6 protein-coding genes are annotated in these 15,040 nt (G+C 58.8%); 5 read left to right on the top strand and 1 reads right to left on the bottom strand.

Annotated elements, in window-relative coordinates; all coding sequences use genetic code 11:
• The first annotated feature begins 13 nt into the window (after positions 1-13).
• The 4 genes from fucK (at position 14) to HHJ06_RS04935 (ending at position 10,697) form a co-directional block, all read left to right on the top strand.
• Entirely contained in the window at positions 14-1,438 is a 1,425-nt protein-coding gene (gene fucK, locus HHJ06_RS04950; RefSeq protein ID WP_215428154.1) for an L-fuculokinase, read from the top strand.
• A gap of 13 nt (positions 1,439-1,451) precedes the next feature.
• A complete protein-coding gene (locus HHJ06_RS04945; RefSeq protein ID WP_215428152.1) occupies positions 1,452-2,267 on the top strand; it encodes a class II aldolase/adducin family protein in 816 nt (271 codons plus the stop codon).
• Between the two features lie 413 nt (positions 2,268-2,680).
• Positions 2,681-3,214, top strand: coding sequence for a metal-dependent hydrolase (locus HHJ06_RS04940; protein ID WP_215428149.1), 534 nt, complete (start codon positions 2,681-2,683; stop codon positions 3,212-3,214).
• 907 nt (positions 3,215-4,121) lie between these two features.
• Entirely contained in the window at positions 4,122-10,697 is a 6,576-nt protein-coding gene (locus tag HHJ06_RS04935) for an autotransporter domain-containing protein (RefSeq protein WP_251841428.1), read from the top strand.
• Positions 10,698-10,917: 220 nt separating this feature from the next.
• Here the strand turns inward: HHJ06_RS04935 and HHJ06_RS04930 are convergent, their stop codons facing one another.
• Complete coding sequence (locus HHJ06_RS04930) at positions 10,918-14,079, bottom strand: AsmA-like C-terminal region-containing protein (protein ID WP_215428145.1); 3,162 nt, start codon at positions 14,077-14,079, stop codon at positions 10,918-10,920.
• Positions 14,080-14,287: 208 nt separating this feature from the next.
• On the opposite strand from HHJ06_RS04930, the gene HHJ06_RS04925 reads away from it, so the two are divergent.
• Complete coding sequence (locus HHJ06_RS04925) at positions 14,288-14,986, top strand: pirin family protein (RefSeq protein ID WP_215428143.1); 699 nt, start codon at positions 14,288-14,290, stop codon at positions 14,984-14,986.
• Positions 14,987-15,040 lie beyond the last annotated feature (54 nt).

Here is a 15,040-nt window from a genome sequence, read left to right as displayed (position 1 = left end):
TCACTCTTAACTCATGTATTCTCTCTGCTTGGACTGCGGCGCGACGAACGTGCGCGCGATGGTGGTGGATGAACAAGGCGTGATCGCGGGAAAGGCCTCCCAGCCGAACGCCACGCTGCCCGGTGAGGAAAATCCGGAGTTCCATGTCTGGGACGCGGACCGGATTTTCCAGCAGCTTTCCGAATGCGCCGTGCAGGCCCTGAACGGGCTGGACGCGGACAAGGTGCGGGCGGTAACCGTCACCACCTTCGGCGTGGACGGCGCGCTCGTGGACGCGGAAGGGCGGCAGCTTTACCCGGTCATTTCCTGGAAATGCCCCCGCACGGCGGAGGTCATGAAACACATCGGCAAGTACATCTCCCAGGAGGAGCTTGACTGGATCTCCGGCGTGGGCGCCTTTGCCTTCAACACCATTTACAAGCTTGTCTGGCTCAAGGAAAACCGCCCGGAACTGCTGGAAAAGGCCCATGCGTGGCTCTTCATCTCCAACCTGCTGGCGTACAAGCTCACCGGCATCATGGCGACGGACCGGACCATGGCCGGGACCTCCCAGCTTACTGACCTGGAAACGGGAGACTTCTCCCCCTTCATTCTGGACCGCCTCGGCCTGCGCCGGGACCTCTTTCCCCCCACCGTGGACGCGGGAGAAATCATCGGCGTTCTCACGCCGGAAGCGGCGGCGTCCATAGGCATCCCGGCCCTGGCGGGCGTTCCCGTCATCTCCGCGGGGCATGACACCCAGTTCGCCATCTTCGGTTCCGGCGCGGACCGGGACCAGCCGGTTCTCTCCTCCGGCACCTGGGAAATCCTGATGGCGCGCTCCGCGCAGGCCCGGCTGACTCCGGAAGATTACGCGGACGGAGCCACGGCGGAATTTGACGCGGAGCCGGGCCTTCTGAACCCCGGCCTGCAATGGCTCGGCTCCGGAATCATTGAATGGGTAAAAGCCGCCTGCTTCCATGGTGAAACGTACGATACCATGGATGCGGAAGCAGCCCTCATCCCCCCCGGCTGCGACGGCGTGACGATGGTCCCGGACTTCCTGGCCTCCGGAAACCGGAAAGGCTCCATCAACGGCCTGGTGCTGGGCAGGACGCGCGGCCACATCTACCGCGCCGCCATGGAGGCGCTCACCTGGCGTCTGAAATCCCGCCTGCGCCGCCTGGAATCCGTGGGCGGCTTCAAAAGCGAATTCCTTATCCTGGTGGGCGGAGGCGCCAGAAACAGCGTCTGGACCCAGATGCGCGCGGACATCCTGCGGATTCCCGTGAAGGTCTCTGAAGTATCTGAAAGTACCGTGCTGGGCGCATCCATGTTTGCCTTTGCGGGCGCCGGGGTGTACTCTACGCCGGAAGAAGCCAGGGACGCCTTCGGCATCACCTACCGGACATACATGCCGGGGCCCCAGGAGGCCGCCTACGAAAATCTCAATCACTAACACGCAACTATATATGTCAGAAGACTGGTCAATCTCCCCTCCCCTCCCGGACAAGGTGTTCCCGTGGGAAAAATATAATCCCGTCACGCGGGAGGAAGTGAATGAATTCTTCCACTCCCCGCAAATCCTGGTGATTAAGGAACGCATGTGCGACATAGGCCGCCGCCTGTGGAACCGCGAATATGTGGACGGCAACGGAGGCAACATTTCCGTGCGCGTGGCGCAGAACCTGCTGCTCTGCTCCCCCACCCTGTGCTCCAAGGGCTTCATGACCGTGGAAGACATCTGCATGGTGGACATGGACGCGCGCCAGAAGGCGGGCATCCGCCCCTCCACCAGCGAGGTGAAGACGCACATCGCCATGATGAAATCCGTGGGGGTCAACGCCTGCATCCACGCCCACCCCCCGCACTGCAATGCCTTCCTGTTCGCCGGGCAGGTTCCCCCCTCCGGCATCAACCCGGAAGCGGACATCTTCCTGGGCCACATACCGCTGGCTCCCTATGGAACGCCCGGTTCTCCGGAAACGGCGCAAGCCGTGGCGGAAGCGGCCAAACAGTCCACCGTGGTCTTCATGGAAAACCACGGCGTGATTGCCGGGGCCCGCGACGTGGAGGAAGCGGAATGGTTCATGGAGAACGCGGACGCCTACTGTCGCATGGTGCTGATGGCCGGCCTGCACAAGGCCCCCCTGAACCAGGTGGGACCTGAAGGCGTTGATGACTTCCTCGCCATCCGCAAAGCCATCGGCTATGCCGTTCCGGGAAACCAGCCCCTGTACAATACGGAAACCTACGCCGGGTACAAGCTGGGCAAATCCGGCAAATAACCCCCCTCTCCAACGGGGAGGCTGAGAAAGTTCAGCCTCCCCGTTTTTTCAACTTTCTCCCCTCCCCTGTGGAAAATTGGTCTTCCTCCCTCCCTTGCCTTCTTGTGCAGGCCGCCAGCCATTCCGCGATTTTCCGAACCATTACCGCCAGCGCGGAGTATGCCGGGACCGGAAAAACGCCTCTGATGAAAAAACGTCCTTAAGCATTGCACGGACATGCGGAATCGGGAGGAAGCCGGATTAAGAAACTGTCCCTCCTCCGGGAGAATCCTCCACCCGGCGTTGTTGGAGCAGTCTATTCTTCCGTGGCGGCGGAGACGGGGAGCTATTCTTTGACTGAATGGGAAAACCTTTTTCCAGATAATCCGCACCAGGCTGCCCGTCTGTGACCGCCTTTCCCCTATTGAACGGCCATGTTCATCGCCCATCTGCCCGCAGGCTATCTTCTGGCAAAAGCCATCCGTTCCCGCCCTCCGGCAAGGAAGGCCGTCATGACCGCCGCCCTGCTGGGGGCTATTGCCCCGGACCTGGACCTGTTTTATTTTTATACCCTGGACGGCCGCCAGCACCACCATCATTCCTACTGGACGCATTATCCTTCCGTCTGGCTCGCGCTGATGCTCCTTGCATGGAGCGTCAGCCGAATCAAGCCACGGAGCGCGGGCGGAACATGGATGTTCGTCTTTTCCACGAGCGGATTCCTGCACCTTCTCCTGGACTGCATTGTGGGAGATATTCCCCTCCTGGCTCCGTGGTCCATGCGGCTTTACGCTCTGGCCAACGTTCCGGCGCAGCATCATCCCTGGTGGCTGAACTTCCTGCTGCACTGGTCTTTTTTACTGGAGCTGCTGATTATTGCCGTTTCCCTCCGTCTCATGGTTTCCGGGAGAAGGAAGCCGGACTCTCCCCTGGGAGCTCCATTTTCCGCAGGAAAACAACACCAATGATGCGGGTCCGCTTTTCCTCTTTTCCTGAAAAACGGGCAGGATGACACCCCCGGCCGCAGACAGCTCTGACGCCGCTGAACCGTTTAAATATTTTTTCTTCAACGTCTTGCCGTTTGAAAAACCTTCCGTGAAAGAAAACGGTTTCCCGCCCGTATCACCCCGGAGCCATTCGTCTCCCGATTTTTCATTTCTCTTGAATTCAGAAAAAGAACATTACCAATAATTCAAATTTATTATTATTTATAACAATTTTTAATAGGAGACGGGAAAATATTTTCTTTCCTCTTTCAGGAAATTTCCTGGCCGGAAAAGATCCATCCAGCTAACCGCAACAAGCGGGACAGGTGAAAGAAGCCTCTTTCCTTCCCAAGGGAGGAACACCGTGGAGGACGGGCTGTATTTTTGCCATTATTAAAGCGTTTCTTCACTTGAGAACTCATTTTAAGCAATTTATAATGAACAAATTATCAACTTGTTCATTTTCATCGGATTCGCAATCCGTTCATATTTTTAACGATATAAAAATTTTCACAAAATAGATTTTTTTATTTCAAGCGGTCAAGGCCATCCAAGGAAACAATGCTTTGTGTATGAGCACCTCATGACTCCCTCCCCTATCCGGCATGAGGAAGAAAAATCTCCCTCCCTTCTGTGCCAGCCCCCGGAAAAACGGGACAATCCCGTTCTTCGCTAAAAAGTTTGTCCGGCATAACTCTTTTTTATTCAAACATGAAGCCCGTCTCCGGATTGCGAATCCGATGCCCGCCATCCGTTGAAAAAACAGATTGACACCAATACGCCAATTCTATAGGTTAATTAGAACAAAAGACCAGAATTAGTCTTACACGTTTATAATCAACAATATATAAATACCTCAACACTCTTTGTCATGAAACTGCATTTGCCTATGACACTCTTGGCGGCTCTCCTCGCCAGCCTTTCTCTCCCCCCTTCCGCCACGGCAGCCGAGCTGGCCTGGGCAGGAACAGCCGGCAATAATGTATGGACCCTGAACGGAACGCCGGACGATTCACCATGGGCGAACAATGCGGTTTACACGGATGCGGATACCGTCATTTTTGGAACTATTGACGGGCAGGACCTGGTGGAGGTGCTCCTTTCCGGGACAGTGACGCCGGCAGGGCTCACCTTCAATTCGGACACCACCAATTACACGCTGAAAGGGGACGGAGCCCTGGCTGGGAACGGCCCCCTCACCAAATCCGGAACTTCCACGCTGAGGCTTGAAACGCTCAATCCCGGCTTCTCCGGCACCATCAACCTGAACGGAGGCGTTCTGGAACTGGGCGCAGACGGCGTACTGGGAACAGGAAAAATCAGCTGGGGTGGAGGAACCGTCAAATACGGGGAGGGCGTCACCACGGACATCTCCAGCAATATGAACAGCGCGGCCTCCGGCAAGGATACCATACGCATTGACACCAACGGAAATGACGTCACATGGTCAGCTTTTGCGCGCACCAAGTATGCCTATGTCAAAGACGGCGAGGGAACCCTCACGCTTGCCTTCAATGCGGGTGATTTCAATAAAAACCTCACCATCAACGCAGGGTGCCTGAATTTTGATGCAACCAATGCAGCCGTCAATTACACTGGGTCAAAAATCAGCGGAAGCGGGGAATTGAGAAAAACCGGCGCCAATAACATGGTTATCGGCAACAGCTCCAGCCTGAGCGACGACTTTACAGGGCTGCTCCATATCGTAAAAGGGACCGTTCAGCTGAATCAGACGTCAAGCGCCACGCTGAATTTCAACTTTGCCGTCAGCATAGAAAACGGAGGTATCCTGAATCTGAATGGAGGAGGAAATGCCGCTTTCCGGTTCAACAAGCTGATTACCCTCGCACACGGTTCCACCATCCAGTTCTCCAATGCAAACAATAGCGACAGCAAGCCTTACCTGATCAGCGGGGGCGTCCGGATAGGGAACTCCTCCGAAGACGTCACCGATTGGATATCCGGATGGAACCGCCCTATTTTCGTTGAAACCCAGGGGCTCTCCGGTGAAGGAACGCTGCAATTTCTTGTACAGGCCACCGGCGACATCGGCAACAATACCGATCGCATCCTGAACCTTGCCGCTTCCGGGGAAAATTTCACCGGAACCCTTAACCTGGGGTCCGCTACATCTGCGGCGGACAAAACAGCCGTAGGACGCGCCGTCGTTCTCCGTCATCAGGATGCCCTGAAGAATGCCACCGTCAACCTGCTCCTTGCCAACAGCACCCTGTCCATCAATAACGCGGAGAATACCGCCACCATTGCCGGCCTGAACGGCCAGGGGTCCCTCACCGGAACGGTTAACGGAGACGGAAACACCACAACCACGCTGAACCTGAAGCAAAAGGCAGACCTCAATACCTTTACGGGAACCATTGGCGCCAACGTCGGCCTGGTCAAGTCCGGAGCGGGCGCCTTCGTCTTTGCGGGAGTCAACAACGGCAGCATCACTTCCTCAGAGGGAATATTGCAGCTTGGCAATGCCGCGGGAGACTATACAGCCGGAAACGTCAGCGTTACGGGAGGTTCCCTGAATCTGGGGGGCACGGGCACGATCTCCAATGTCAGCGTCTCCTCCCTGGCTTTCAGCACAGGGGTGAATGTCTACATGGACATCAACGGAGCGGAGCACGACCAGCTTGCCTACACGGGAACGGCTGCCGTTGAAGTGGGCGGCCTGTCCTTCAACATTGACCTTTCCACCTCCACGGAGAATGAATACACCTTGTTCACCACCGCTACAGGAAGCTTCATTAATAACGGAGAACTTCATTTCCTCGGTCTTAACCGGGGGGCTTCCGGCAGCATCGCCGTGTCCGGTGACGGCAAATCCCTTGTCCTGAACATCACGAACAAGGGGGAAAACGGCCATCTGGCCTGGAACGGCGCCGGAGAAGGCATCTGGACCACCGGGGGAGAAACCGGGGCCAATTCCCCTTGGAACATCTCCGGGAGCGATGACAACAAATTTTACACGGGGGACCATGTCACCTTTGACGGGACCGCCGCGGCGGACAAACGCGATGTTACCATTTCCGGCAATGTCAGCCCCGGTTCCATGACGGTCACGGCGGACGGCTATGTTTTTGGCGGCAGCGGCTCCCTCACGGGCAGCGGAAAGCTGACGATGAATGCAGACGGCACCCTGACAATCAACACGGCCAACTCCTATACCGGAGGAACGGAGCTCCTTAAAGGCAGCATTGCGCTCAACAACGCCCAGGCCCTGGGCACGGGAGGCATCACCATGGCCGCGGGCACCGGGCTCATCCTGAATCATTCCGTCACCCTTGCCAATAACATCTCCATGACGGGCGACGGGCTCTTCACCGTAGCCGGAGACGGCACGGCCACCCTGGCGGGAATCCTGTCAGACACGGCAGACGGCTCCGCCGGAAAACTAGTCAAGGCCGGAGACGGCACGCTCGTCATTGGAAACGCAGCCAATACCTACACGGGAGGCACGCAAATCACGGGGGGCACGCTGTCCTTTAACTATGGAACCAGAACGGGCCTGGGAACCGGAGGAATTGAGGTGCAGGAAAACGGAACCCTGCTCTATTCCATCGCCGCCAATGTCACCGATAAGGAGCAGACCCTCTTCTCCAATGCCGTAACGGGAAACGGCACCCTCATCCTGAACAATACCGGAACGGATGAAGCCGCCATCAATAAAGCCATCTTCTCCGGATTTGAAGGAGAACTGGTCCTGCGAGGCAACAAGCGGTTCAAAGGCGGCAATGGAAACAACCTGAATGCGAATCTGGACATCACGGTAGAAGCCGGCTCCCATCTTTACATGGCCGGCGGAACCTGGGCACAGGATTTTACAATTGCCGGGACAGGCACCGGGACGGGAAATGACAGAAACGGAGCACTGCGCATGGACGGCGTTACCATGACGGGCAACGTTACCCTGTCCGCTGACGCCAGCGTCATTGTTTACAGCCCGGGCACTTCCATCATCTCCGGGGACATCATCGGCGGAGACCATGTGCTGACGTTCCGCACCAACGGCGGCGCGGGCCAGAAGCTCCAGCTCTCCGGCGCCGGCATAGCGGCCCGCGGAATCAAAAGCACCCAGGCCGGAACGCTCATTCTGGGCGGCGGCACGGGAGATGGCAACAAGGATACCGTCGCGGAGCTGGGGGCCGGAGGCTTGAATCTCAACGCCAACACGGTTCTGGAACTGAACAACGCCACCATCCGGGCCACGGAGCAATGGGAGCAGAACGTGGCCTCCAACACCGTTACCCTGAAATCGGGGACCGCCAATACCATTGACACCAACGGAACGGACATCACCTTCAACGGAAATGTGGGAGGGGAAGGCTCCCTGGTCAAGGAAGGGGACGGAACACTCTCCATCGGCGCAGGAAGCAATTACACCGGAGACACCACCGTTAACGGCGGCCTCCTGAATATGAACGGAGCGGCCCTGGCCGGAGACATCTTCCTGGGTTACGGCTCCCTGGCGGGAGCGCAGAACGCCCGGGGAAACGTCTCCATCCGGCAAGACACTCCCGGCCGGGAACCCACCGCCGTTTCCATGGGCGGCATGTCCGGCAGCAACCTTAAATCCTTCCAGGGGGCGGCCAGCCGCACGGGTGACCAGGCCACGCATGTCACGGACATCGGGGGCGGGAACATTTCCCTGTCCGGCAGCACGCTGGGCATCTCTTCAGGCATGGTGGGAGGCGGCAGCGGAGAGATATTCTCCTTCTCCACCGCCGCGGACGGCACCGTCACCCTTTCCGGAGACCTGCTGCTCCAACTGACAGACGACGCGGTAGCGGCCCTTCTGGCGGACCTGAACGACGCCTCCATCCGCATCACCAACGGCACGCTTAATCTGGAAGAAGGAACCACGGTGGACTTTGACACGCCCTACCATATTTTTGACTCCATCTTCGGCTCCGGCGTCACGTCCAGGGGAGGTTCCCTGGTGCTGTCACCACGGGACGGAGCTCCCGCCGCCGGCTGGCTGGTGCAGAACGCGGGGGACGTCCCCCTCACCCTTCAAGACGGAAACAAGGACATTGTGGAAGCTCTGGCAGGCATCCACAACAACGGGGTCATCAATATAGACATGACCGGAACGCAGGAGCTTCACCTGAACAATCTGGAAGGAGCGCTCTCCACCGCCATGATCAACACGGGGACCAATACCAGCCTGACCGTCGTCCTGACCAACACCGGAGACATCACGGATTCCACCTACCAGGGCTCCATTGAAGGAGACGCCGCCATCCGCAAGGAAGGCGCCGGGTATGCCATGAACATTGGCGGAAACGTCCGGACAAGTTATCTGGATGTGGCGGAAGGCGCCCTGAGCATCGGCGGAAAGCTGACGACGGCGCATGCCGCGGTGGCGCAGGACGCCGTCTTGAACCTGACCGGGAAAGGCAGCGCCATGGAGGCGCTTGACGTGAACGGCTTGCTGTCCCTCGGAGAAAACGCCGCGGCCGCGGCCAACAGCCTGGCCACGGGCGCGGGTTCCTCCATTGGCCTGGGGAAAGGCTCTGAACTGACCGTTCTTTCTTCCACGGCGCTTGCCGCAGCTGTCACAGGGAACGGAACGTTCACCATCAGCGGCAATGGCAGCGTCTTCTCCCTGGCGGCGGGCGGCTCCATCAGCAATGACACCACGCTGGCCCTCCGGGACGGAGCCTCCACCACGGTGGACGGCACGCTCAGCCTGGGCGGCCTGGCGGGAGACGGCACCGTAAACCTCAACGGAGGAACGCTTGAGCTGAACAATGCCACGGCGCTCTTCTCCGGAGACTTCCAGGGCGCGGGCACCATCCGTAAAAACGGAACCGGCACGCAAACCTTCACTGGCCCCGGCTCCGCGGACATCAACCTTTCCATCAACGGAGGCACCCTGGTTCTCAAGGGGGACGACCTGACCTACGGACAGGTGGATACAGGCGCCGGAGCCTCCCTGAACCTGGTTTCCGACACGGGAATGCCCCATCTGAAAACCAGCGGGGACTTCAGCATGGGCAATGGCTCCACGCTGAACATCTACATGAATGCGGGCTCCACCTCCGGCCTGGGTACCGCCGTATCCTCCACCGGAACTGTCAGCGTGGGAGATGCCGCCGTCAACCTCTACAATACCTCCACCTCCTTCAGCGCAAATGACCGCAGGCTGGACCTTGTTCTGCTGGAAGGGGCGGACGGCACCACGGCTACGCTGGGAAGCGGCTACAAACTCACCGCCGGATTCCTCTCCCTGCTTTACAACCTGCGCCTGGAAGCGGAGGGAAGCAATATCTTCCTGCGGGGAGACGAACGTACGGAGAATCCCTACCTGGACGCCTCCACCACCCATAACTCCACCTCCGGGGGAGTGCTGCTGGATGCAAGCAAGTGGCTCATTGCGGAAGACCAGACCTCCAATCTCTACCTGGTTTCCGACTCCATTGCAAGGGATATGGAAAACGGAGACATGAATTCCGCCACCCGCAAGCTGGCCGCCGCCGCAGGCAGCACGGTCAACGCGTTGGGAACGGCGCAGAAAGACGCCCTGCGCGACCAGATGGGCTGGATCAGGAACCGCACTACGCTGATGGGCGTCAACCCTGCCTACATCAACGAAGACCTCCCCTACTTCCACATGTGGATGGAAGGAACAGGCTCTTACAGCAAGCTGGACACCAAGGGGGATGAAAGCGGCTACCAGCTCACCACCTGGGGCGGAACCGTCGGCATGGACGTGGACCTCAGCGACCACTTCACCATGGGGGCGGCCTTCACGGCCAACTATGGGGACCTGACGGCCAGTGCGGCGGACACGGCCGACGGCCACCTGGACAGCTACTACGCCAACCTCTTCGGGCGCTACCAGAGCAAGAGATGGGCCCACACGCTCATCCTGACGGGCGGGTGGAACGACGCCAAGCTCAACCGGACGGTCAACTACGGAGAAGGCAGCTACAGCACGCAGGGCAACACCAACGGGTGGGGCTTTGGAGCGATGTACGAACTCACCTACGACATCTACCTCAATGAAGACAAGAGCAGCATCCTGCAACCGCTGGCCAACGTCTCGGTGGTAACCACCCGTATGGACGGATACACGGAAACGGGAGCCGGAAACGCGGGGCTGAATGTAGGCAAGCAGGAATGGACGACGGGAACGGTGGCGCTTGGCGGCCGCTGGATGGGGCTGGCGGGCAGCAACCTCTTCGGACGCGAGGCACTGGTGGAATTCCGAGCCAACGTAGCCCAGGACATGGGAGACCGCCGCGGCGAGACCGGGGTGGGCTTCCTGGCCAACCCCGGCTACACGCAGACGGTGAGGGGTGCCAAGGTAGGAACGACCGCGCTTCAAATCGGAGCGGGACTCAGTGTGCCTGTGGGAACACAGGGAACGGTGTTTGTCAACGGCAACGCGGACTTCCGGGATGGAGCCAACTCGGTGAACGGAAGCGTGGGCTACCGCTATGACTTCTAAGGAGAGTTGAGGTTTGAGAGTGGAGAGGCACCACTCTCCATCCCTCCAGGGCCGTTCCGGACAAGAACCGGAACGGCCCTGTTGCGTTGATGAAGGGGTCTTTCCCGGAGAAGGAGGACGGAATGGACCAAGCAGACTCCATGGACGGAATAGAAGGGGGAAATTGAGTCCATGAAGTTCATCCTGTCCATTCCGTCAACTATTTCCACTCTCCACTCTCCTACCTTCTCCGCGCCGGAGCGGCGGCAGGAGGAACAGGGGCCTTCCCGCCGGAGAACGGCGCAAAGCTCCAGGAAACATTGCTCAATGGTCCTTTGCCGCGCACCTGGAACAATCCCCCGGCCAGCAGGAAGACGGGGGAGGTGATCAGCCCCGGCAGGCCGCGGAGCCTGAGCTTGAAATCCGAATTGACCTGTAAATCGGCAAGGCGTATCCAGCCGCCCCCTTCCAGGGACATGTTGCTGCCCTTGGCGACGAAATTGCTGGTGCGGATGTAGCCCTTTTCTATGGAGAAATCACAGTCGGCCCTGGTGATCTTGTAATTGATCAAATGGCCCAGCCCCGGAATATAATTGGAGAGGGCTTCTCCCAAAAAGCCGAACAGGGGAATTTCCACCAGGTCGCCGTGCACCAGCGCGGCTTCCCCCTTAGCCTGGATGGAGTTCATGTTCCCTCCCTGGGATGAAAATTCTATGGCTCCGTGCACGGTGGCTTTCTCCATTTTTTCTCCGTAAGACCTCCCGATGGAGGTCAGGTTCATGTCCTGGAGCACAAAGGAGCCGTTCAAGGCGTCCCCCTTGTCAATCTGCGCCAGCACGCGGCCCGTAAAGGAACCGTCCCAGATGGTTCCCTTCAGTTTGTCCACAACCACCCACTCCGGAGAAATCAGTATTTCCCCTGTGGCCCTCCCCAGGTCCAGCGTGGTTCCCAGCAGGGGATAGCGAACGCGCCCCGCGGAGGCGTCAAAACGGATGCGCCCCTTCATCAGCTTCATGTCGTCCCCCATGGGGAACATGCCGCCGCCGGAAAGCGTTACGGGCCGCGTAAAGACAAACTCCTTCAACACCTCCACGGCGCTGTCGGAAAACATGCGCATGGTATAGCCGGGGTAGGCCTGCCCCTCCATGCCCAGCACTTCCACCGTATCCTGCACGAAGCGGAAGTCAATGCTCTTGGCCTTGAGCGTGCATTCAGAGGGGCCGCCGGACAAGCCGGCTGAAGACAGGTACGCCCCGTTGGAAACCACCGTCGTCACGTTGGTCAGCACCAGCTGGTCCGTTACCAGATGGGCGTCCGCCCGGGCGGACTTCAGGTCCACCCCCTTGTACCGGGTATTCGTGGCGGAAGCCGTGGCCTGGATGTCATACGCCTTTTCCAGATTGTACAGCCCCAGCGTTCCCTGGAAGGAAAGCTCCAGCCCAGAATCCTTGCGGAACACGAAGCGGCTCATGAAAAAGTCGTCATCCTCCATGCCCAGCAAATGGTCAATGGTATCCAGAGGCACCGTGGACTGCCCCATCACGAACATCTGGCCGTCCAGAAAACCATTGGCGAACAATTCAAAAACGCCCTTTTCCATCTCTATCCGGCAATTCTGCACAAAGAGCTGGTTGGGACGGTATTCCACCTCCACATTCGCCGTCTTGACGGGAATTTTATTCCACGCCAGGTTCTCCGCACTGATGCGCGCCCGGACCAGCGTAGGCTCCACGGGCTTTCCTTCCGGAATGTCCAGCCTGCCGTGCACTCTGAGAACCGCTTTTTCCGGCAGCTTCAGCTTCTCCGGCACCGGCACCAGGTTCCCGCCCAGGGCTACCAGCAGTTCAGGCTTCAAATCCGATTCCAGCGTAAAAACAAGGTCAGTCCCCAGGTAACTGCCTTCCAGCTTCACGTGGCCGTCCTCCCTCGCCAGGTCCAGCCCGGTGACGTTGATGGAGCGGCCAATCAGCTCCCCCCTGGCGGAGGCGGAGGCGAATTCCACCCCCTGGTAGGATATATCCGTCACGGCGGCTTCCACCTGCAGGCGGTCCACCCGGAGCGGCCCCTTCCAGTCACTGCCCATGCCTACGGTGCCGTACACCTTCAGCTCAGGGTCTCCCTTGATCTCCAGCGTGGGCGGCAGCTTTACGTCCTCAGGGGCAATGGAGCGGGCCATGTCCAGCATGGCGTGCATGGGCAGCGTGCTGTGCACGTCCACCTTGATCTCCCCATTCACGCCCATCACCTTGCCGGAAAAACTGCCGCCGGGGTGGCGGATATCCAGATCCGTCACATAAAAATTGCCGTCCTCGTAACTGAAATCGCAGGAGGCCCGCTGGAACTTTTCCCCCAGCACGGAAAAGGCCCCCATGGAGCCGGAGCCCATCATGTTCACATGCTCCACGCCCTCCCAGTTCTCCGTGAATACGGCACGGCCGGAAATCTGCACATGCGGCTCACTCAGGAACTTCATTTCACGCGGCACCAGGGCTTCGTCAACAATGGCCACGGCCCAGGACACCAGAGGGGCCGTGCTGCGCACATCCCAGATCAGGGAGCGTTTTTTCAAATCAGCCTGAAGGGAAAGATTTACGAAGCCCGCCGTTTCCGCATCACGCATGGTGAAGCGCTTGGCCATGATGACGGAATCCGCGTAATCCCCGCTGAACTGGAAATCCATGACCCGGATTTTCCCGTACCTCAGGGAAGGAGCCTGCAAATCCATCCCCACGCGCATCCCTCCCTTGGGATCGTCGCTCAGGCTGACGGCCAGGGCGGGCGGGGATTCTTCCGGCCACTTGACGCGGTCCAGGTATTTCAGCACCTGGTTCAGCTGTTCCCTGACGGCGGCCATGTCTCCGGCCGTCAGCGTAAAATCTCCGGAGTCCCCCTGCCCGATGGAAAAAGCCCCCTGGGCAGTCACACGGATGCCCTGCACCACGGCGTCCGCTTTCACAATATCCACCATGCCGGGGCGCCCCAGGTCCAGCTCCGCATTCAGCCCCTTGGTGGAAAAAACTCTTTCCGGCTTTTCCGCATCCACGGGCAGCGTGATATCCAGCCCCTTCACATTCAGCCGTTCCGGAGACACGTTCCCGTCTATCAGCTCCTTCCAGTTCAGGGCCACATCCGCCTCATGCAGCAGGGCCACGGGACGGCGCGCCTCCGGCGGAGCCTCCGGGTCCAGCAGGGACACCTCCTTCAAGGTGACGACGGCGCGGGGCCACAGGGAAATTTTCAGCGTCTCTATATGGACGGGAATGCCTTTTTCCAGAAGGGCCTGCTCCACGCGCTGCACCACGAAGGATGGAGCCCCCCAGATGGCGACATAACAAATGCAGCCCAGCACCATGGCGCACAGCAAAATAATCACCGTGGGAACCAATCCCTTGATCCATCTCATGAATGTCCGCTGAGCCATATGCCTTGCCTTGTTTGTACAGGTGCCTCCATAAGTTACCTTAAAAGAAGAGACATTGCACCACCAATTTGTGTTGCCAATTTATTTTAAAGCTCCGGAAATGCTGTCATCCCCCTTGAACGGCCCGGCGTTCCGTCCGGTCAAACTACAGACCGGATGAAACCCGGCTTAAACACCAACCCCATCAATCATGAACATCATTATTGACCGTGCATCTTCCCGCGGACATGCCAATCACGGGTGGCTGAACACGTACCATACTTTCAGCTTCGCCAATTACTTTAATCCGGACCGCATGCAGTTCGGAGCCCTGCGCGTGCTCAACGACGACACGGTTCTCCCGGAAGAAGGCTTCGGCACCCATCCCCACAAGAACATGGAGGTGATTTCCATCCCCCTGAAAGGAGAACTCCGCCACGGGGACAGCCTGAATAACAGCCATACCATCACGCGCGGAGAAATCCAGGTGATGAGCGCCGGAACGGGCATCCAGCACAGCGAATTTAACGGCAGCTCCACGGAACCCCTGGAATTCCTGCAAATATGGGTCATTCCGGACCGGGTGAATACGCCCCCCAAGTACCGGGATTACGACATCAAGCCCCTGCTGAAGCATAATGAGATTTCCACCTTCCTGGCGCCGGAAACGAACATTTCCATCATGCAGCAGGCCTGGTTCTCCTGGGCGGAGCTGGACCGCGGCGTGGAGCGCGAATACAAATTCAAGTGCCAGAACACCGGGGTGTACGTCTTCGTGATAGACGGAGAAATCAAGATCGGAGACACGGTGCTGCACCGCCGGGACGGAGCCGGCATCACGGATACGGACTCCATCACCATGGAGGCCCTCCAGAACTCAACCGTTCTGCTGATGGAAGTGGCCGTCTGACCTTTCCGGCGCCGCGCCATGGGCGCACGCACCTTCCGGACCCGCCTGCCCTGA

The sequence above is a fragment of the Akkermansia muciniphila genome, from assembly GCF_018709685.1.
Classification (GTDB): domain Bacteria; phylum Verrucomicrobiota; class Verrucomicrobiia; order Verrucomicrobiales; family Akkermansiaceae; genus Akkermansia; species Akkermansia muciniphila_E.
The sequence above is the reverse complement of the archived record's forward strand: the minus strand, read 5'-3'. Positions and strand labels throughout refer to the sequence as shown.

Coding starts and splice junctions, on each gene's coding strand:
- HHJ06_RS04930 (WP_215428145.1), bottom strand. CDS start 14,079: ATGAGATGGATCAAGGGATTGGTTCCCACGGTGATTATTTTGCTGTGC.
- HHJ06_RS04945 (WP_215428152.1), top strand. CDS start 1,452: ATGTCAGAAGACTGGTCAATCTCCCCTCCCCTCCCGGACAAGGTGTTC.
- HHJ06_RS04940 (WP_215428149.1), top strand. CDS start 2,681: ATGTTCATCGCCCATCTGCCCGCAGGCTATCTTCTGGCAAAAGCCATC.
- fucK (WP_215428154.1), top strand. CDS start 14: ATGTATTCTCTCTGCTTGGACTGCGGCGCGACGAACGTGCGCGCGATG.
- HHJ06_RS04925 (WP_215428143.1), top strand. CDS start 14,288: ATGAACATCATTATTGACCGTGCATCTTCCCGCGGACATGCCAATCAC.
- HHJ06_RS04935 (WP_251841428.1), top strand. CDS start 4,122: ATGACACTCTTGGCGGCTCTCCTCGCCAGCCTTTCTCTCCCCCCTTCC.